Consider the following 20,362-nt stretch of genomic DNA (forward strand, 5'->3'; position numbering starts at 1 on the left):
TTAACCGCCGCGCTTCTGGCCATCGAGCACCTGCTTCAGCTCTTGCGGCCCTTGATAGCCAGGAATCATCATGCCGCTATCGGTAAGAATGGCGGGCGTGCCCTGAATGCCAAACAGGATGCCGAGTTTGTACTGCTGCTCGATATTGATTTTGCAGGTAGCCGGCGCATCCATTTGTGGCGCATCGCCTTTCATCGCCGCATCAAACGCTTTGTTCCGATCGGCGCTACACCAGATGGCGCGCATGGCTTTTTCCACCTGGCCATTCAGACCTTCACGCGGGAAGGCCAGATAACGCACGGTGATACCGAGCGCGTTGTAGTCGGCCATCTGCTCGTGCAGCTTGCGGCAGTAGCCGCAGGTGATGTCGGTGAACACGGTGATCACGTGCTGCTCTTTCGGCGCTTTATAGACAATCATGTCAGGTGCCAGCGCGCTGACTTTTTTGTCCAGCAGTTGGTTGGTGACGTTGATTGGCTGCGTGCCGCTGACATCATACAGCGGGCCCTGAATCATATGCTTACCATCTTCGGAAACATAGAGCACACCGCTTTCAGTCAGCACCGTTTTGATACCCGGCAGTGGTGACGGCTGGATTTCAGCCTGCTGCAATCCCAGTTTTTTCAGCGTTTGCTGAATAGCGTTGTCATCGGCATGCGCCAAGCCAGTGAATGCACTGACCAGCAGAGCCAGCATCGTTAGCTGCTTTTTCATCTTAAATCCTTGTTACCGCATCTCAAGCGCGCGGATGATGCTGTTGATGTAACAGACGCAGACGCTCAGTGGCGACATGCGTATAAATTTGGGTAGTCGAGAGGTCGCTGTGGCCCAGCAACATTTGTACGACGCGCAAATCGGCGCCGTGGTTCAGTAAATGTGTGGCAAATGCGTGGCGCAGCACGTGCGGCGACAGCTTTTCGCTATCGATTCCGGCAAGGGTCGCATAGTGCTTGATGCGATGCCAGAAGGTCTGGCGCGTCATTTGTTGCGCGCGCTGGCTGGGAAACATCACGTCCAGCGTTTGCCCGTTGAGCAGCCACGGCCGACCATGTTCCATATAGTATTCAATCCAGTAAACCGCTTCTTCACCTAACGGCACGAGGCGCTCTTTGTTGCCTTTACCGATCACGCGTACCACGCCCTGACGCAGGCTGATATCGCTGATGGTCAAACCTACCAGCTCCGTTACGCGTAATCCGGTGGCGTACAGCAACTCCAGCATCGCCTTGTCGCGCAGTTCGAGCGGCACATCAATGCTCGGTGCCTGCAGCAAACGTTCGACCTGATTTTCGCTGAGATCTTTCGGCAGACGCTGCGGCAGTTTGGGGGCTGAGAGCAGCGCGCTGGGATCGTCGCTGCGCACTTTTTCCCGATAAAGATATTGGCACAAGCGGCGGATAGCGCTGAGGGTACGCGCTGAGCTAGTGGCTTTATAGCCACCCTCGACGCGCTCGGCGAGAAATTGCTGCAAATCAAGCGCTTCCAGCGTCAATAGCGTGCGATCGTGGTGATGCAGCCAGCCGGTGAGCGTTTGCAGATCCTGCCGGTAAGAGGCGAGCGTGTTCTGCGCCAGATTACGCTCAATCCAAAGCGCATCCAGAAACTGTTCGATCAGATCGCTGTCCTGCACTGTTCTCTCCGCCCGTGTGAAATCGTGCTCATTATGCCTGAAAGTAGCCTGCTTCTGGTACAATTGCGCCCGAGTCAGTTCAAGTCAGAGCATTAATTGCATGAATATCGGATTGTTTTACGGGTCCAGCACCTGTTACACGGAGATGACCGCGGAGAAAATTCGCGACTTTATCGGTGAAGAATTAGTCACGCTGCACAATTTGAAAGATGACGATCCCTCGCTGATGGAGCAGTACGATTTACTGATCCTCGGCATCCCGACATGGGATTTCGGTGAGTTGCAGGAAGATTGGGAAGCGATTTGGCCGCAGATACCGGCGCTGAATTTGCGCGGAAAAATCGTGGCGCTGTACGGCATGGGCGACCAGGGTGAATACGCCGAATGGTTTCTCGATGCACTCGGCATGCTGCACGATCTGTTGCAGCCGATGGGCGTGCAGTTTGTGGGTTACTGGCCGCTGGAAGGCTATGAGTTCACCAGCAAAAAACCGCTAACCGCCGATGGCACGCAGTTTGTTGGCCTGGCGCTCGACGATGTCAACCAGTTCGAACTGAGCGATGAGCGCGTCGAACAGTGGTGCGAACAGATTCTGACGGAAACCGCAGCGCTGCTTTAAGGCGGCGTGTGCCCATTTTGCAGAAAACAGCAGGCGCGTAACGTGCGCCATTCACCGGACGGCAGGTTGTCATGCATTAACCACAGCCGCCAGCGTTCACCCTGCTGATTACGCAGCACCAATAAGACGCCGCACGGCAACCAATCTGCCTTGCGTTCTGCTCGCCAGCGCGAACCGCGCCACAGCCAATTGCCCTTCACGTCCAGCGCCAGACAACCTACGCGCTGCACCAGGCGGCGCTCGTTGCGCCAGCATTCCGCCAGCAGCAGCAATAATACCGGCGCTTTGCCCCATGCCCACGCGTCAGGCCAATCCAGCACCAGCAGTAAACCGCCGCACAGCAGAGATAGCGTCACATTCAGTGCGCGCGCACTGCGTGACGCCCGCAGATCACATTGCCACCGGACCGCGTTCACGGTTGCGCTGCTGAATCAGTTTCACCATGCGTTTGAACTCGGGATCGACCGGTTCGCCGTGATTCATCAACCAGTTGAACAGGTCAGGATCGTCACTCTTTAACAGCGCGATAAATACCTGCTTATCGGTCTCGGTCAGTGAATCATATTCGTATTTGAAAAACGGCATAATTGCGATATCCAGCTCCAGCATGCCGCGACGGCATGCCCATTGGACGCGGGCTTTGTCATTAATTTCCATGTCTCTGGTTCCATGACTAAAACAGTGGTGCTCAGTGTACCTGCTTTTTTTTCTCGCTGCAGGCGCTGTGCTTATCACTGTGCCACGCCTCGGCGTTACATCCCTCAATTTGCACTGGGTATCACGCGATTTGTGCGCCCGATTCAGTAAACAGGTTGCAAAGCCGCCCTGCTCTTTTACCATTGGCAGCTGGATACCTTTATTAATCAGGAAAGACCTATGTCGATTTTTACCCTTCCACCTCGCCAGCCCGCTGCATCGTCACGCCTGCCATTAACCCTGATGTCGCTCGATGAATGGGCGCTGGTGAAGGTGCAGGGCAATGACAGCACGTCTTATCTGCAAGGTCAGCTGACGCTGGATGTCGCGGCCATGAGCGAGACGCAACATCGTCCTGCCGCGCACTGCGATGCTAAGGGCAAAATGTGGAGCAACATTCGCCTGTTCCATCGCCCTGAAGGTTACGCTTACGTGGTGCGTCGCAACCTGCGTGAGCAGCAGCTGACCGAACTGAAGAAGTACGCGGTGTTCGCTAAAGTCACCATCGTCGCTGACGATGAAGCGGTGCTGCTGGGCGTCGCCGGTTTTCAGGCGCGCGCCGCGCTGGCGGGCGTGTTCAGCACGCTTCCGGATGCCGAAACGCCGGTGGTACAGCAAGATGAAAGCACGCTTCTTTGGTTTGCAGCGCCCGCCGAGCGTTTCCTGTTAGTGACTACGCTTGAGCAGGCGAATGCATTGAAAGAAAAGCTGGCGGGTGAAGCGCAGTTCAACGATAGCCTGCAATGGCTGGCGCTGGATATCGAAGCGGGCATTCCGGTGATTGAGAGCACCACCAGCGCGCAACTGATTCCACAAGCGACTAACCTGCAGGCGCTGGATGCCATCAGCTTTAAAAAAGGCTGCTATACCGGGCAGGAGATGGTGGCGCGCGCTAAATTCCGCGGCGCGAACAAACGCGCGCTGTATTGGCTGGCGGGTAAAGCCAGTAAAGTTCCGGACGTTGGCGGTTCACTGGAGCTGCAGATGGGCGACAAATGGCGCCGCACCGGTACGGTACTGAGCGGCGTGCAGTTGGATGATGGCAGCGTTTGGGTACAAGTCGTGATGAACAACGATTTAGAGCCGGAAAGCGTTTTGCGCGTGGAAGGCGACGAAAGTGGCAAGTTGACCATTCAGCCGCTGCCGTATTCATTAGCAGATTGATTGAAGCTGTTCCAGGTGCGCATCAAGGCGCACCCTCCGAAATCCACGCGGTTCTGTTGTAGGGTCGCCATACATGGCGACCTGGCCGCAAGTTACATCACATAAAAATAGATCGCACAAAAGTGCAGCACGCTGCCGCCGAGCACAAAGCCATGCCAGATAGCGTGACTATAAGGAATGCGGCGTGAGACGTAGAAAATCACCCCCAGCGAATAGACAATCCCGCCAGCTGCCAGCAACCAAATCCCGCCCGGTGACAGTTTGATCGCCAGTTGATAAATGACCACCAATGATAACCAACCCATACCGAGGTAGGTCACCAACGACAGCGCTTCAAAGCGGTGGGCAAAGGCGATTTTGAACAAAATACCTAACAGCGCCAGACTCCAGATCACCACCATCAAGCCCTGTGCCAGCGGTGAATTTAGCCCCACCAGTAAAAATGGCGTATAGGTACCGGCGATCAGCACATAGATGGCGCAATGGTCGAATTTCTTCAGCCAGTATTTGGCTTTCTGATGCGGAATGGCATGATACAGCGTGGAGGCAAGATACAACAAAATGATGCTGCCGCCGTATAAGCTGTAACTGGTAATTGCGGTAAGGTTAGCTTGAGATTCAACGGCTTGTGTCAACATTAACACCAAGCCGATGATGCCAAAAATGCAGCCGATTCCATGGCTGATACTATTGGCGATCTCTTCTGCCAATGAATAGCCCTGGTTAATCATTCGGGTCTGTACCATGAGGGGAGATTCCTGAACAACGGAAAAAGCGAGTGTGCTATTTCTGAGCAACCAGAGTAACGAAGATGAATTTCAGAGTACACATGTACGCTAAAATAAATCTGTGAAGGTGTGTGACAGCCAGGCGCTAAAGCAATCTGTTAAACTACACGCTCATTTTCTAGCTGAGCGCCGCCCGCATGTTTTCACACCGCGATCTATCCCGCCTGAATGACCTTGAGATGCAGGTTTATCACTTCATCATCAAACACCGGGAAAGTGTCAGTTATATGACGATTCGCGAGCTGGCCGCGCAGGCTGGCGTTTCAACCACCACCGTGCTGCGTTTTTGTCGCAAGCTACAGTGCGACGGCTGGTCTGAGTTTCGCATCCGTTTTCGCCTGGCGCAGGAGCAAACCGTACCGGTGGTAATGCCTTCCGGCGTCGGCGACATGCTCAGCTTCTTTAAAAGTATTCATAACGACGAGTTTGATCAGCAGATTGCTCAGGCTGCGCAGATGATTACACAGGCTGAACATATTTTCTTTATTGGTGCCGGTACCTCAGGCAGTCTGGGGAAATATGGTGCGCGTTTCTTTTCCAATATTGGTAAATTTAGCCTTCACATCGACGATCCTTATTATCCAGTGAGCGCTAGCGCCTACGAAAATGCGCTGGCGATTATTTTGTCAGTATCTGGTGAGACTGAAGAGATCCTGCGCTTTGCCAGCCAGTTCAGTCTACATCACTGCAAAATAATCTCGATTACCAACAACGAAAGCTGTTCACTGGCGAAAATGGCCGATTTCAATCTCTCTTATCATATGCCGCAAATTAAGCTGGGTGACCGCCTGGATATCACCACACAAGTGCCTGTGATGTATATTTTGGAAACACTGGGCCGCGCTATTTCCCGCTTTATTTCACTTTAAAAACACCCTGTTTTCTCGCCGTGACAAGTCACATATTGCTCACGGTGTTATATCGTGACTTTACTAAGTCGCTTGTTACACTGCGGGCAATTTCAAATTTCGCAAACAGTGTAATGAGGTACGCCGATGAGTGAAGGATTGCAATTACCAAAAGGGTTTCTTTGGGGTGGCGCGGTGGCCGCGCATCAGGTAGAAGGCGGCTGGGATCAGGGCGGCAAAGGCGTAAGTATTGCCGATATACTGACCGGCGGCGCGCACGGTGTTGAGCGCGTTATTACCGACGGCGTACAGCCCGGTAAATTTTATCCTAACCATCAGGCAGTCGAGTTCTATTCGCATTACCAGCAAGATGTGGCGCTGTTTGCTGAAATGGGATTCAAATGCTTTCGTACCTCAATCGCCTGGACACGCATTTTCCCTAATGGCGACGAGCAGCAACCCAACGAAGCAGGCCTGCAATTCTACGACGATTTGTTTGATGAGCTGCTGAAATACGGCATCGAACCGGTTATTACGCTTTCCCACTTTGAAATGCCTTATCACCTGATAAAAGAGTACGGCGGCTGGACCAACCGCAAAGTCGTGGATTTCTTTGTACGCTTCAGCGACGTGGTGATGACGCGCTATCAGCACAAAGTGAAATACTGGATGACCTTCAACGAGATCAATAACCAGCGCAACTGGCAATATCCGCTGTTCGGCTACTGCTGTTCTGGCGTGGTGTTTACCGAGCATGACAAGCCGGAACAGACAATGTATCAAGTGATGCATCACCAGTTCGTAGCCAGTGCCAAAGTGGTGAAGCGCGGTCATGAAATCAATCCTGATTTCCAGATTGGCTGCATGATTGCCATGGTGCCGGTCTATCCGTTCTCATGCCATCCGGATGATGTGATGCTAGCTCAGGAATCGATGCATCAGCGCTATGTGTTCAGCGATGTGCAGATGCGCGGCGCGTATCCGGCGTATACCCTGAAAGAGTGGGCGCGCAAGGGGTATCACATTGAGATGGAAGCGGACGATGCGGAGACGCTGCGTCAGGGCTGCTGTGATTATATCGGCTTTAGCTACTACATGAGCAACGCGGTGAACACCCAAGCCAGCGGCGTTGACGATCCGATTACTGGCTTTGAAGGCGTGGTGCCGAATCCGCATGTGAAGGCATCCGATTGGGGCTGGCAGATTGATCCGGTTGGCCTGCGTTATGTGCTGAACTCGCTGTATGAGCGTTACCAGAAACCGCTGTTTATTGTTGAGAACGGCTTCGGTGCAATTGATAAGCCAAATGCGCAAGGGGTGATCGAGGATGATTACCGCATCGATTATCTGCGCGCGCACATTGAAGAGATGAAGAAAGCGGTAGCGCTGGATGGCGTGGATTTGCTCGGCTATACGCCGTGGGGCTGCATAGATTGCGTGTCGTTCACCACCGGCCAATACAGTAAACGCTATGGCTTTATCCATGTGGATAAGCATGACGATGGCAGCGGCACCTTTGCCCGTTCGAAGAAGAAGAGTTTTGCCTGGTATCAGCAGGTGATCGCCAGCAACGGTGAAAAACTCTAAATCGCAATAACCTTCGCGGCGCGATTTATCATGCAATACATTGCGCCGCTACGCATTGCAGTCGCTTTAACGCTTATTACCGTCCGCCAGCGGCATCAATAAAGGTACCGGTCACGTAAGACGCGGCATCGCTCGCCAGCCAGACAATCGCTTCAGCAATCTCTTCAGCCTGACCGCCACGTCCCATTGGCAACATGCTCGCCAGACGATCGACTCTGCCTGGTTCGCCGCCATCGGCGTGCATTTCAGTGTAAATAAGGCCAGGCCGCACGCTGTTAACGCGAATGCCTTGCGCCGCCACTTCCAGCGACAAACCTTTGGTCAGCGTATCCATTGCCCCTTTCGAGGCGGCGTAATCTACATATTCACCCGGCGCACCGAGACGCGATGCGGCGGATGACACATTGACGATAGCACCGCCTGTGCCACCACGATGTGTGCCCATGCGTTTTACCGCCTCGCGGCAGCAGATGAACGTGCCGGTGACATTGGTAGCAAACACACGCTGAATACGTTCGGCATCCAACTCTTCAACGCGGCATTGGGTAAACAAAATGCCGGCGTTATTCACCAGCACACGCAGTACGCCCTCTTGCTGATCTAACTGGGCAAACATACCCATAACCTGCGCCTCATCGGCAATATCGGCCTGCAGCGCAAAGGCACTACCGCCCTGCGCTATAATTTCCGCCACCACGCTGGCTGCTTCGGCTTCACGCTGGCGGAAGTTTATCGCCACGCGATAACCCGCCTGTGCCAGCAATAACGCGGTTGCACGTCCAATTCCGCGGCTGCCGCCGGTAACCAAAGCCAGATCCATTTTGCCTCCAATAACAAAAGGGCCGAATGGTCGGCCCTTAGGATGTTGTCAGATATCAGAGTTTAGCCTGATTATTGGTATTCGCTCATCGGAACGCAGCTGCAGAACACGTTGCGGTCGCCGAAGACATCATCAAGACGTTTGACCGTCGGCCAGTATTTGTTGGCGCTGCCTGCCGGGAACACCGCCAATTCGCGGGTATACGGGTGCGCCCAGTCACCGACGATTTCTGTCTGCGTGTGCGGTGCGTTCACCAGAGGGTTATCTTCCAGCGGCCACTCACCATCGGCAACTCGGTCGATTTCCATACGGATGGCCAGCATCGCATCAATAAAGCGATCCAACTCGATTTTGCTTTCCGATTCCGTTGGTTCCACCATCAGCGTGCCCGCGACCGGGAATGACATAGTGGGTGCGTGGAACCCGTAATCGATTAGACGTTTGGCGATATCCAGTTCACTGATGCCGGTTTGCTCTTTCAGCGGACGGATGTCGAGAATACATTCGTGCGCAACACGGCCATCGCGACCCGCATACAGAATCGGATAGGCGGATTGCAGACGGCTGGCGATGTAGTTGGCATTCAGAATTGCCACCGAACTCGCCTGCTTCAGGCCTTCCGCGCCCATCATGCGGATATACATCCAGCTGATTGGCAGAATCGATGCGCTACCGAACGGTGCGGCAGAAACCGCGCCTTGCTGTGTCAGCACGCCATCAATTTGCACCACACTGTGACCTGGCACGAACGGCGCCAGATGCGCTTTCACGCCGATTGGGCCCATACCCGGACCGCCGCCGCCGTGCGGGATGCAGAAGGTTTTATGCAGGTTGAGGTGCGATACGTCCGCGCCGATGTAGCCTGGCGTGGTGATACCGACCTGTGCGTTCATGTTGGCGCCGTCGAGATACACCTGACCGCCATGCTGATGCACGATCTGGCACACTTCGCGGATGGTTTCTTCGTAAACGCCGTGCGTCGATGGATAGGTCACCATGATGCACGACAGCTGCTCACCCACCTGCGCGGCTTTCTCACGCAGATCGCCAAGATCGATATTGCCTTGTTTATCACAGGCCACAACGACAACTGACATACCCGCCATCTGCGCTGACGCCGGGTTGGTGCCGTGTGCTGAGCTTGGGATCAGGCAGACATTACGGCCGCCTTCGTTGCGACTTTCATGGTAGCGACGAATCGCCAACAGACCGGCGTATTCGCCCTGTGCGCCCGAGTTCGGTTGCATGCACAGCGCATCATAGCCGGTCAGTTGCACCAGCCATTGCGACAGCTGGCCAATCATCTGCAGGTAGCCAGACGCCTGCTCAGCCGGACAGAATGGATGCAGTTCGGCGAATTCCGGCCAGGTAATCGGAATCATTTCCGCCGCCGCGTTGAGTTTCATGGTGCACGAACCGAGTGGGATCATCGCCTGGTTCAGCGCCAGATCTTTTTTCTCCAGGCTGTGCATGTAGCGCATCATCTCGGTTTCGCTGTGATGACGGTTGAACACCGGATGCGTCAGGAAAGCGCTCTCACGCACCTGACCGGCCGGAATTGCACTGTTTTCCGCAGCTACGGCTGCATCCAGCGCATCAATGTCCTGGCCGTGTGCATCGCCCAGCAGAATCGCGAACAGCGCCAGCACATCTTCACGTGCAGTGGTTTCATCCAGCGTTATGCCAACGGCATTATGGATATCGCTGCGCAAGTTGACGCCAAAGCTCTGCGCACGGTTCAGCACCGCCGCTTTATCGCTCACTTCAACCGTCAGCGTATCGAACCAGCTGTTGTGGCGCAGCTTCAGGCCGCCATTTTGCAGGCCCGCGGCCAGAATGCTGGTCAGACGATGAATACGTGATGCAATGCGTTTCAGACCAACCGGACCGTGATACACCGCATAGAGGCCGGCGATATTCGCCAGCAGCACCTGCGAGGTACAGATGTTGGAGTTGGCTTTCTCACGACGGATATGTTGCTCGCGGGTTTGCATCGCCATGCGTAGCGCGGTATTACCGGCCGCATCGCGTGATACACCAATGATGCGGCCTGGCATCGAGCGTTTATGTTCATCGCGGCTAGCGAAGAAAGCAGCATGCGGTCCGCCGTAGCCCATTGGCACGCCGAAACGCTGGGCAGAACCGAAGACGATATCTGCGCCCTGCTTGCCTGGCGCCTCTAACTGCACCAGCGCCATAAAATCAGCTGCCACACTCACCACCACTTTGCGGCTTTTCAACTCGGCGATCAGTGAGCGGTAATCGTGTACTTCGCCGTGGGTGCCAACCTGTTGCAGTAACACACCGAACAGATCGTCGTGATCCAGCGCCTTGTCAGCGCTATCAATAATCAGTTCAAACCCAAAGGTTTCTGCGCGGGTGCGCACCACATCCAGCGTCTGAGGGTGGATGTCATTGGCGATGAAGAATTTAGTGGCGGTTTTGAGCTTGCTGACACGTTTGGCCATTGCCATCGCTTCAGCAGCCGCGGTTGCTTCGTCCAGCAGTGACGCAGATGCGATGTCCAGACCAGTAAGGTCCAGCGTCAGGGTTTGAAAGTTCAGCAACGCCTCAAGACGTCCCTGCGACACTTCCGGCTGATACGGCGTATAAGCGGTGTACCAGCCTGGATTTTCCAGCATATTGCGCAGGATGACCGGCGGTGTAATCACCGCGCTGTAGCCCATGCCGATCCAGGATTTGTAGCGTTGGTTCTGACTGGCAATGGCTTTCAGCTCTGCCAGCGCTTGCTGCTCGGTCGCGGCGTCGCCCACTGCAGGCGGGCCTGGCAGTTGGATGTCGGCAGGCACGATAGAACTGATCAATGAGGAGAGCGAACGGGCACCAATCGCTTCCAGCATTAAGGCCTGTTGTTCCGGCGTAGGACCGATGTGGCGCTCAATAAAAGCACCGTTATGTTCAAGCTGGCTGAGAGTCTGGGTCATTTGCAGTAAATCCTGAATCGGGCTGGGTTACAAAAATGGCGTTAAATCAGGCAGATAAAAAAGAAGGCGGCGCAGCGCGCCACCTTCTGCAACTACCGGTTACTCGTCGATCGCGGCTTTGTAGGCATCCGCATCCAGCATGGCGTCGAGTTCTGACTCGTCACTGGCCTTGATGCGGAACAGCCAACCATCGGCGTACGGCGCGCTGTTGACTAACTCTGGTGAATCACCCAGCTGGTCATTTACGGCAACAATTTCACCGCTCAGCGGCGCATAGATGTCAGACGCGGCTTTCACCGACTCTGCAACAGCGCAGTCATCACCGGCAGCGAAAGTCGCCCCAACGTCTGGCAGGTCGACAAACACCATATCGCCCAGCAGTTCCTGTGCGTGTTCAGTGATACCTACAGTGAAGGTGCCGTCGGCTTCTTTACGGACCCACTCGTGGCTATCGCGGTATTTCAATTCACTTGGCACATTGCTCATTGGCCATTTCTCCTGAAAAAATTACTGGGCGACCGGCTTACCGGCGCGAACAAAAATCGGTTTAGTCACTTTCACGGGCATTTCACGGTTGCGGATTTCCACAATCGCCTGTTCACCCACTCCGGCTGGCACTCGCGCCAGCGCGATGCTGTAACCCAGCGTCGGTGAGAAGGATCCACTAGTAATAATACCTTGCTGCGGTTGACCTTGTTCATCGGTGAAACGCACAGTCAAACCGTTACGTAACACCCCTTTTTCGGTCATCACCAGACCAACCAACTTCTCGGTGCCTTTTTCGCGCTGTGCTTGCAGCGCGTCACGGCCGATGAAATCACGGTCGGAAGGTTCCCAGCTGATAGTCCAGCCCATGTTGGCGGCCAGCGGCGAAACGCCTTCATCCATCTCCTGACCATACAGGTTCATGCCCGCTTCCAGGCGCAGCGTGTCACGTGCCCCCAGACCCGCCGGTTTAACACCTGCGGCCAACAGTTGCTGCCAGAAAGCCGCGGCTTCCGTGGCAGGCATGGCAATCTCGTAGCCCGCTTCACCGGTATAGCCGGTGGTCGCGATGAACAGGTTTTCCGCCTGTACGCCAAAGAACGGCTTCATGCCAGCAACGGCGTCACGCTGAGCGGCACTGAACAGCGTTTGCGCTTTTTGCTGCGCGTTCGGGCCCTGCACCGCAATTAGCGCCAAATCGTCACGCTCAATTAGCTCCACGCCGAACGGCTGTGCATGCTGTTTGATCCACGCCAAATCTTTCTCACGCGTGGCGGAGTTGACCACCAGACGGAAGAAATCTTCGCTCATAAAGTAAACAATCAAATCATCAATGACGCCAGCGGAGGCATTTAACATGCCGGTGTAGAGGGCTTTGCCTGGCTGGGTTAGCTTGGCGACATCATTGGCCAGCAAGTAGCGCAGGAATTCGCGGGTACGCGCACCGCGCAGATCGACAATGGTCATGTGGGAAACATCAAACATGCCGGCATCGTTACGCACCGCGTGATGCTCATCCATTTGCGAGCCGTAATGCAGCGGCATCATCCAACCGTGGAAGTCCACCATGCGCGCACCGCTTGCCTGATGCTGTTCGAATAGAGGCGTTTGCTGAGTCATAACCATCCTGTGAATACAAGTGAGTGTGACGCGCCTGCGTCGCCTTAACAGGCGGACGCAAACGTTCTCTTTATGCTGAAGTTATCACCTAATGCGGCAATTAACCATGAGGAAAACGAGGGTGAAACACTACCACCTTTCAACGAACCACCGAACAGCCACCAGCATAAATCACTGCATTATTGTGATTAGCCTCGCACAAAATACGACTAAATTACTTTCATGCAGCAAAATGAGGGAATAGACGCCACAGGATTAAGAAATGGTCCGGCATTCGCATTGCCAAGACATGAATTAATCTAATGCGAATTAAGGGGTGAAATTAGAATAAATCAAACGAGGCGCGATTGCGGTGCAGTGTTGCATCATTGCGGTGCAGCAAAGAAAAACGGCGCCCATTTGGGCGCCGTTGGCAGATGTGATTAGCGTATCCAGCGGGGTAGATCGTTTAACCCCATCGCCTGTTTCAGCATCAACGGTTTGACGCCCGGTAGAGTATCGGCGAGCTTGAGGCCAACATCACGCAGCAGCTTTTTCGCTGGATGGGTGCCGGCAAACAGCTCACGGAAACCCTGCATCCCCGCCAGCATCATCGCCGCGCTATGCTTGCGGCTGCGTTCATAGCGACGCAGATAAAGGTGCTGACCAATGTCTTTACCTTCCTGATGAAGTCGGCGAATTTCACCTATCAGTTCAGCCGCGTCCATAAAGCCCAGATTCACGCCTTGTCCGGCCAGCGGATGTATGGTGTGGGCGGCATCGCCGACCAGCGCCAAACGGTGCGCAGCAAAGTTGCGCGCATAACGCGCCGTCAGCGGGAAGGTTTTACGTTCGCTCTCGACCTGACACAGACCAAGACGCATATCAAACGCTACCGATAGCTGCTGATTAAACAGCGCTTCCGGCATCGATTGCACGCGCGCCGCTTCCTGCGGCGAGAGCGACCAGACGATTGAGCATAAGTGAGGATCCTGCATCGGCAGGAAGGCCAGAATACCGTCGCCGTGGAATACCTGACGCGCAATGGCATCATGCGGCATATCGGTGCGGATGTTCGCCACCAACGCGTGATGCTCGTAATCCCAGAAAGTCAGTGGAATATCGGCTTTATCGCGCAGCCACGAATTCGCGCCGTCGGCAGCAACCAGTAAACGCGCGCTCATCATGCTGCCATCTTGTAGCGTAATGAAGGCTTCGTTGTCGCCAAATGCCACTTGCTGCAACTGCGCCGGGGCAAACAGCGCGATATCGCTGCTCTGGCTGGCGCGCTGCCACAACGCGCTATGAATTACCTCGTTTTCAATAATATGGCCAAGATGCGACAAACCCTGCTGCTCATCATCAAAGCTAATAGAACCGAAGCTGTCCTGATCCCACACTTCCATGCCGTGATAAGCGCTGGCCCGCAGAGCCAGAATGCTCGACCAGACATCAAGCTTTTGTAGCAGGCGTTCGCTGGCAGCGTTGATGGCGGAGACGCGAATCGACGCATTTGCCGCCGGATCAAACTGTGGCTCGGGTGCTTTTTCCAGCACGGCAACGCGTAAGCCGCTGCCTTGTAGTCCGCAGGCGACGGCCAACCCCACCATGCCGCCTCCGGCAATTGCCACATCAAAAGTTTGCATTGCTGCCCCTTAATTCGTGCTTAACGCTTAACCCAGCCGAGCGTGCGCGCGGCAAGTGGATTTCGTAGCCAAGGCAGATGGTCCATCGCCACCAGCCCAAGATTCCGTCCTGCTACCAACGGCGCATAGCGGTTAGCAAACAGTCGGACTAAACCGTCGGTGACGCCAATGGTGGCGGCACGATCGGGCTGACGTCGCGCGGCAAAGTGCTGCAATACCGCGAAACTGCCGGGATCCTGCTGCTGACGATGTGCGCCCGCCAGCGTTTCTGCCAATGACATCACGTCGCGCAGACCAAGGTTGAAGCCTTGTCCAGCAATCGGATGCAGCGTTTGTGCCGCATTGCCGACCAGCGCCAGACGATGCGTCACCTGACGTTCGGCGGTTTGCAGCGCCAGCGGATAAAGCTCGCGCTGACCGGTGTGCGTAAAACGCCCCAGACGCCAGCCAAATGCACGCTGTAATTCTTGCAGGAAGGTCGCATCGTCCCACTGCTTAATCATTGTTTGCGCGTCAAGCGGATGGCACCACACCAGCGACATGCGATTGCCAGACATTGGCAACAGCGCTAGCGGGCCGTGCTCGGTAAAACGCTCGAAGGCGCGGCCCTGATGCGGCAGCTGCGTCGACACATTGGCGATAACCGCCAACTGCTGATAATCGTCGCGTTGCCAGGTGATACCGCAGGACGCGCCCAAAGGTGAACGCGCACCATCAGCGGCCACCAGCAATGCCGCCTGCAACTGTTCGCCGCTGTTTAGCGTAACGTGCACCTGATCCGCCGTGCGCGACACCGAGGTCACATAGTCCGGGCAGCGCACAGTGATACCCGGCGCCTGTTGTAAGCGCTGAAACAACCGCTGACCGACATCAAAAAGTTCGACCACCTGACCCAGCGCGGGAACCTGATGTTCTTCCGCTTTCAGCGAGACGAAACCGGTATGACCGCGATCGGAAACGTGAATATCGGTGATGGGCGTGGCACAGTCTGCCAGTGAGCGCCACAGGTCGATATCCGCTAACTGCTGACACGTGCCTGCCGCCAGGGCAATCGCGCGTCCGTCGAAACCGGGATGCGCGCGGCTGTCGGGCTGAATCCGCTCAATCAACGTCACCGGCAGCTGGCCTTGCGTCAAGTGTGAAATCGCCAGTGCCAGAGTCGCACCGGTCATGCCGCCGCCAGCAATCACAATACTCATGCGTGACGTGCCGCCGCCATTAGCGCTTCGATCGCGTCGGCATCTTTCACCACGCTGTCGGTGAGATTCTCATTGCCGTTTACGGTGATGACAATGTCATCTTCAATACGAATACCAATGCCACGATATTGCGGCGGTACTTTAGCATCTGGCGCGATATACAAGCCAGGCTCAACGGTCAGCACCATGCCCGGCTCAAGGATACGGTCGCGGCTCGGTGTGCCGTAATGACCGACATCATGTACATCCAGCCCCAGCCAGTGGCTCAAACCGTGCATAAAGAACGGACGGTGTGCCTGCTCTTCAAACAGCGTGTCGATGTTGCCATCGAGAATGCCGAGATCAACCAGGCCGGTAATCATGATGCGCACCACTTCGTCATTGACGTCATGGATGCTGATTCCCGGACGGAACATCGACAACGCTTTGTACAGTGATGCCAACACGATGTCGTAGATAGCGCGCTGCGGCTCGCTGAATTTACCGTTGACCGGGAAGGTGCGGGTGATATCGCCCGCGTAGCCGTGGAATTCACAGCCAGCGTCAATCAGCACGAGATCGCCATCGCGCATTTCACATTCGTTTTCGGTGTAGTGCAGAATGCAGCCGTTTTCGCCAGCACCGACAATGGTGTTGTAAGACGGGAAGCGCGCGCCGTGGCGATTAAATTCGTGATGAATTTCGCCTTCCAGCTGATATTCGAACATGCCCGGACGACAGGCTTGCATCGCTCGCGTGTGCGCCAGCGCGCTAATTTTGCCGGCGCGGCGCAGAATCTCAATTTCTTCCGCGCTTTTGAACAGGCGCATGTCATGCACCCATGGACGCCAGTCGGTGACCGTATCTGGAGCGCTGAGATTTTGACGGAAGCCGCGGCGCAGCTTTTCTAGCGCACTAAACACTTGCTGATCCGCTTCTGCATATTCGCCCTGCGCATGATAAACAATATCCAGGCCGTTAAGCAGTTGATGCAATTGCTCACCCATGTCATCCCACGGTAAAGCACGATCAACACCCAGTTTCGCTGGTGCGGCATCCTGCCCAAGTCGGCGACCAAACCAGATTTCAGCGGTCAGGTCACGTACGCGATTGAACAGCACGCTGTGGTTATGCTTGTCATCGCTTTTGATTAAAACCAGCAGCGCCTGCGGTTCGTTAAAACCGGTGAAGTACCAGAAATCGCTGTTTTGTCGAAAGTTATACTCGGTATCGTTGCTGCGCGTCACTTCAGGTGCAGCAAATATCAAAGCGGCACTGCCTGACGCCATGCGGGCAATCAGCGCCTGACGACGTTGCTGGAACGTGTCCAGAGTAATCATGTTTGCACTCCCTGTTGAAGACGGGCCACAACGTACCCGCATTGACGCATTTAGTGTAACGTAGGTTTCTGTACTTCAGGTGCCGTTGGCTGACGCTGACGCGTAAAGGTGTCATGGCACAGCAGAGCGGCAACACGCACGTACTCGATCACCTCTTCCAGCGACTGTTCCAGCTCTTCCTGGTCTTCATCTTCGTCATAGCCGAGTTGTGCGATGGTGCGCAGATCGTCAATCGCTTCACCCGTTTCACCGGTTACTTTTTCCAGCTTAGGCTGCGTCACGCCTAAACCGAGCAGAAAATGGTTTACCCAGCCAGCCAGCGCATCCGCGCGATCGAATACCGTGATGTCATCATCTTCCGGCAACATCAGCTGGAACATAAAGCCTTCGTCTTCCAGCGTGGTGGCGAGGCTTTCATGCAGCGCCTGCAACGGCTGCGACAGACTTTGCGAAAACGCCATGCCTTCGTTGGTGAGATCGTGAACCATGGTTTTCCAGCTGGCATCCTGATTGCCGCCGCACAAAATCCCGGAAAGGAGTCCGTGCATTTCGGCTGGCGTCATGCCCACGCCCTGCTGAGAAAGGGCCGCGGCCAGCGCGTTGTAACTAGGCGTTGCGTTCTGTAAAGACATAAGCTTTGGTCGTCGTTGGCGGAATAAGTTCGTGTTATGCTACCACCAGGTGCCTCTGGGTTTCCAGAAAAGGGGTTGTAACTTATAACTCGGGTATATATAGTTTCGCTCCTCCCAAACCATTGACCGGTAAGGGAGATGCGATCGAAGTAATCAGTCAGGATGGTGGCATGTCTGCACAACCAGTAGATATTCAAATTTTTGGTCGTTCATTGAGAGTGAATTGTCCGCCTGAACAGCAAGATGCGCTGAATCTGGCCGCAGAGGATCTCAATCAACGGTTGCAAGATTTAAAAGTTCGCACTAGAGTCACCAATACAGAGCAACTGGTGTTCATCGCCGCGTTAAACATCTGCCACGAGTTGGCACAAGAGAAAGGTAAGACGCGCGACTATGCTGCAAATATGGAACAACGTATCCGCATGCTGCAGCAGACCATTGAACAAGCGTTAGTTGAGCAAGGTCGCATAACTGATCGCCAGGGCCCTAATTTTGAATAACACTTCATGGTCCTCATGCTAGAGTGACGGTGAAGTAAATTTTCTCTGAGATGTTTGCAAGCGGGCCAGTCCCCTGAGCCGATATTTCATACCAACAGAATGTGACGCTCCACAATTTGTGCGCATGCTCGGTTCGTCCGAGAAGCCTAATAGTTGTGACGGCATGTTCACCTTGAACCAAGGGTTCAAGGGTTACAGCCTGCGGCGGCATCTCGGAGATCTCCATTTAGTAGTTTTGATTCGCAAATGTTCACGTCGCCATAAGGCGACATGAGCCCAGACGCGAATCCCCCGGCTTTCATGATCATGATATAGTGGCTGCAACAGCTCACTCTGCCGGGGATATCATGTCAGCACCCTCATTTCTCGACCGCCAAGACATCCGTCAGCATGTGCGCCATTTGCGCCGTAATCTCACGTCTGAGCAACAGGAACAAGCTGCCGATCAGTTGGCTGAACACGCCATCAATATTGCGCCAATCGCGAATGCGCATCGTATCGCACTGTTTTTGTCCGTCGACGGTGAAATCAACACCCGCCCGCTGATCGCCAAACTGTGGCAGCATAAAAAGCAGGTTTATCTGCCGGTGCTACATCCCTTCTCGCCAGGCAATCTGTTGTTCATCCGTTACACACCCGAAACTTCACTCACGCCAAACAAGCTACGCATTCCGGAACCGCCGTTAGATATCACACAACTGGCAACGCTGGATCAGCTCGATGTCATGCTGGTGCCGCTGGTGGCGTTTGACCATGCAGGCCAACGCTTAGGTATGGGTGGCGGATTCTATGACCGCACGCTGCAAAACTGGCAGCAACATGGGTTGCTTCCCGTGGGGATTGCGCACGATTGTCAGCGTGTGGAAGCGCTGCCGGTGGCCGCATGGGATGTGCCGCTGCCCGCGATACTGACGCCATCAAAACTGTGGCAATGGGAAGCGTAAGAAGGGAAAAACAAAGGGCGCCAAGGGCGCCCTGTTTAATCAGTACAGCAGACGGGCACGGATGGTGCCCGGAATGGCCTTCATCGCCTGCAGCGCTTTATCCGCCGCATCCTGCTCAGCATCAATATCAATCACCACGTAACCCATAATCGGCGTGGTTTGCAGATACTGCGCGGCGATGTTAATACCCTGCTCGGCGAAAATCTGGTTGATAGCCGTCAGCACACCCGGACGGTTCTCATGGATGTGCAGCAGACGACTGACACTTGCCGCATGCATCGGCAGCGAAACTTCCGGGAAATTAACGGCAGACAGCGTAGAACCATTGTCCGAGTATTTCGCCAGCTTGCCCGACACTTCCAGACCAATATTCTCCTGCGCTTCCTGGGTCGAACCACCGATGTGTGGCGTCAGGATGACGTTGTCGAACTCGCACAGCGGAGAGTTAAACGGTTCGCTGTTGGTTGCAGGCTCAACCGGGAAGACGTCGATCGCTGCGCCGCCCAAATGTTTGTTCGCCAGAGCCTCACACAGCGCTGGGATATCGATCACGGTACCGCGCGCGGCGTTGATCAGTAGCGAACCCGGTTTCATTAATGCCAGCTCTTCAGCACCAATCATATTCTGCGTAGATTGCGTTTCAGGAACGTGCAGGCTCACCACATCGCTCATATTAAGCAGATCGGACAGATGGCGCACCTGGGTCGCATTACCGAGCGGCAGCTTGCTTTCAATATCGTAAAAGAACACGTGCATGCCCAGGCTCTCGGCCAGCACACCCAGCTGCATGCCGATGTGACCATAACCGATGATGCCCAGTTTCTTGCCGCGTGCTTCAAACGAACCGTTCGCCACTTTATTCCAGATACCTCGGTGCGCTTTGGCATTGGCTTCAGGAATGCCGCGCAGCATCAGCAGCATTTCGCCAATCACCAGTTCAGCAACTGAACGGGTGTTGGAGAACGGTGCGTTAAACACCGGCACACCGCGCTTCGCTGCAGCGCCGAGGTCAACCTGGTTAGTACCGATACAGAAGCAACCGACTGCCACCAGCTTTTCCGCGGCAGCAAAGATCTCTTCGGTCAGTTGGGTACGGGAACGGATACCAATGAAGTGCGCATCGCGGATGGAGGATTTCAGCGACTCCGCATCCAGCGCCCCTTTGTGAAACTCGATGTTGGTGTAGCCTGCTGCACGCAGGTTTTCCAGCGCACTCTGGTGAACGCCTTCCACCAGCAGGAACTTAATCTTGTCTTTTTCCAGTGATACCTTTGCCATTTCCCGACCCTATTCAGAATTCAATGAGGACTACCATAAGGTAGCCTTCTGTCAAAATATCAAAAATTTCGTGCGCAGCAATACAAACGATTGCCTGGGCGCCAGCACGCGCCCACGCGGAGACAGCACAATGCCGTACAAAATCGTGACATCCTGGGTGGAC

20 protein-coding genes and 1 other RNA gene are annotated in these 20,362 nt (G+C 54.8%); 7 read left to right on the forward strand and 14 right to left on the reverse strand.

Features of this window, described 5'->3' with window-relative positions; translation table 11 throughout:
• Both dsbC and xerD read right to left on the reverse strand, forming a co-directional pair.
• Entirely contained in the window at positions 1-714 is a 714-nt protein-coding gene (dsbC, locus tag AC6I8K_RS15100; protein WP_064738092.1) for a bifunctional protein-disulfide isomerase/oxidoreductase DsbC, read from the reverse strand.
• A 22-nt stretch (positions 715-736) separates the two neighbouring features.
• Positions 737-1,630: a site-specific tyrosine recombinase XerD gene (gene xerD / locus AC6I8K_RS15105; protein ID WP_008108233.1), complete on the reverse strand. Its 894-nt coding sequence runs from the start codon at positions 1,628-1,630 to the stop codon at positions 737-739.
• 100 nt (positions 1,631-1,730) lie between these two features.
• On the opposite strand from xerD, the gene fldB reads away from it, so the two are divergent.
• Positions 1,731-2,249, forward strand: a complete 519-nt coding sequence (gene fldB, locus AC6I8K_RS15110) for a flavodoxin FldB (protein ID WP_483816081.1) — start codon at positions 1,731-1,733, stop codon at positions 2,247-2,249.
• On the opposite strand, the gene AC6I8K_RS15115 is transcribed toward fldB, so the two are convergent.
• Both AC6I8K_RS15115 and sdhE read right to left on the reverse strand, forming a co-directional pair.
• Positions 2,246-2,665 (reverse strand): protein YgfX, encoded by a 420-nt coding sequence (locus AC6I8K_RS15115; RefSeq protein ID WP_064738095.1) that lies wholly within the window; start codon positions 2,663-2,665, stop codon positions 2,246-2,248. The genes fldB and AC6I8K_RS15115 overlap by 4 nt on opposite strands.
• Complete coding sequence (gene sdhE / locus AC6I8K_RS15120; protein ID WP_064738096.1) at positions 2,640-2,906, reverse strand: FAD assembly factor SdhE; 267 nt, start codon at positions 2,904-2,906, stop codon at positions 2,640-2,642. Before sdhE ends, AC6I8K_RS15115 begins: the two co-directional genes overlap by 26 nt.
• Before the next feature lie 219 nt (positions 2,907-3,125).
• Here sdhE and ygfZ point away from each other — a divergent pair, with 219 nt between their 5' ends.
• Positions 3,126-4,109, forward strand: a complete 984-nt coding sequence (ygfZ, locus tag AC6I8K_RS15125) for a tRNA-modifying protein YgfZ (RefSeq protein ID WP_483816082.1) — start codon at positions 3,126-3,128, stop codon at positions 4,107-4,109.
• A 92-nt stretch (positions 4,110-4,201) separates the two neighbouring features.
• Here ygfZ and trhA read toward each other — a convergent pair whose 3' ends face one another.
• Positions 4,202-4,855 (reverse strand): PAQR family membrane homeostasis protein TrhA, encoded by a 654-nt coding sequence (gene trhA, locus AC6I8K_RS15130; protein ID WP_483816083.1) that lies wholly within the window; start codon positions 4,853-4,855, stop codon positions 4,202-4,204.
• A gap of 179 nt (positions 4,856-5,034) precedes the next feature.
• On the opposite strand from trhA, the gene AC6I8K_RS15135 reads away from it, so the two are divergent.
• A complete protein-coding gene (locus tag AC6I8K_RS15135; protein ID WP_064738099.1) occupies positions 5,035-5,766 on the forward strand; it encodes a MurR/RpiR family transcriptional regulator in 732 nt (243 codons plus the stop codon).
• A gap of 126 nt (positions 5,767-5,892) precedes the next feature.
• Entirely contained in the window at positions 5,893-7,332 is a 1,440-nt protein-coding gene (locus tag AC6I8K_RS15140) for a 6-phospho-beta-glucosidase (protein WP_497826986.1), read from the forward strand.
• A 76-nt stretch (positions 7,333-7,408) separates the two neighbouring features.
• On the opposite strand, the gene AC6I8K_RS15145 is transcribed toward AC6I8K_RS15140, so the two are convergent.
• The 8 genes from AC6I8K_RS15145 to AC6I8K_RS15180 form a co-directional block, all read right to left on the reverse strand.
• On the reverse strand, positions 7,409-8,152 hold the full coding sequence (locus tag AC6I8K_RS15145; RefSeq protein WP_064738101.1) for an SDR family oxidoreductase: 744 nt from the start codon (positions 8,150-8,152) through the stop codon (positions 7,409-7,411).
• Between the two features lie 71 nt (positions 8,153-8,223).
• Positions 8,224-11,097: an aminomethyl-transferring glycine dehydrogenase gene (gene gcvP / locus AC6I8K_RS15150; protein ID WP_483816084.1), complete on the reverse strand. Its 2,874-nt coding sequence runs from the start codon at positions 11,095-11,097 to the stop codon at positions 8,224-8,226.
• A 99-nt stretch (positions 11,098-11,196) separates the two neighbouring features.
• On the reverse strand, positions 11,197-11,583 hold the full coding sequence (gene gcvH / locus AC6I8K_RS15155) for a glycine cleavage system protein GcvH (RefSeq protein ID WP_064738103.1): 387 nt from the start codon (positions 11,581-11,583) through the stop codon (positions 11,197-11,199).
• A 21-nt stretch (positions 11,584-11,604) separates the two neighbouring features.
• The gene (gene gcvT / locus AC6I8K_RS15160) at positions 11,605-12,702 is read right to left on the reverse strand and encodes a glycine cleavage system aminomethyltransferase GcvT (RefSeq protein WP_483816085.1); all 1,098 of its coding nucleotides are present in this window, start codon (positions 12,700-12,702) and stop codon (positions 11,605-11,607) included.
• A gap of 422 nt (positions 12,703-13,124) precedes the next feature.
• On the reverse strand, positions 13,125-14,327 hold the full coding sequence (gene ubiI, locus AC6I8K_RS15165) for an FAD-dependent 2-octaprenylphenol hydroxylase (protein WP_483816086.1): 1,203 nt from the start codon (positions 14,325-14,327) through the stop codon (positions 13,125-13,127).
• A 20-nt stretch (positions 14,328-14,347) separates the two neighbouring features.
• Positions 14,348-15,526: a 2-octaprenyl-6-methoxyphenyl hydroxylase gene (gene ubiH / locus AC6I8K_RS15170; RefSeq protein ID WP_497826987.1), complete on the reverse strand. Its 1,179-nt coding sequence runs from the start codon at positions 15,524-15,526 to the stop codon at positions 14,348-14,350.
• Entirely contained in the window at positions 15,523-16,845 is a 1,323-nt protein-coding gene (gene pepP / locus AC6I8K_RS15175) for a Xaa-Pro aminopeptidase (protein ID WP_497826988.1), read from the reverse strand. The genes ubiH and pepP overlap by 4 nt, the downstream gene beginning before the upstream one ends.
• Before the next feature lie 50 nt (positions 16,846-16,895).
• Positions 16,896-17,477 carry a YecA/YgfB family protein gene (locus AC6I8K_RS15180; protein WP_497826989.1) on the reverse strand — a complete coding sequence of 194 codons (582 nt, stop codon included), beginning with the start codon at positions 17,475-17,477 and terminating at the stop codon, positions 16,896-16,898.
• 170 nt (positions 17,478-17,647) lie between these two features.
• On the opposite strand from AC6I8K_RS15180, the gene zapA reads away from it, so the two are divergent.
• The 3 genes from zapA (at position 17,648) to AC6I8K_RS15195 (ending at position 18,921) form a co-directional block, all read left to right on the forward strand.
• Positions 17,648-17,977: a cell division protein ZapA gene (gene zapA / locus AC6I8K_RS15185; protein ID WP_007890288.1), complete on the forward strand. Its 330-nt coding sequence runs from the start codon at positions 17,648-17,650 to the stop codon at positions 17,975-17,977.
• Positions 17,978-18,016: 39 nt separating this feature from the next.
• A non-coding RNA gene (gene ssrS / locus AC6I8K_RS15190) (6S RNA) lies at positions 18,017-18,200 on the forward strand.
• Positions 18,201-18,324: 124 nt separating this feature from the next.
• Positions 18,325-18,921, forward strand: a complete 597-nt coding sequence (locus AC6I8K_RS15195; RefSeq protein WP_497826990.1) for a 5-formyltetrahydrofolate cyclo-ligase — start codon at positions 18,325-18,327, stop codon at positions 18,919-18,921.
• A 39-nt stretch (positions 18,922-18,960) separates the two neighbouring features.
• On the opposite strand, the gene serA is transcribed toward AC6I8K_RS15195, so the two are convergent.
• Entirely contained in the window at positions 18,961-20,199 is a 1,239-nt protein-coding gene (serA, locus tag AC6I8K_RS15200) for a phosphoglycerate dehydrogenase (protein ID WP_497826991.1), read from the reverse strand.
• Positions 20,200-20,362: the final 163 nt, after the last annotated feature.

This window comes from Pantoea sp. X-Soil-ISGK-421, assembly GCF_059730785.1.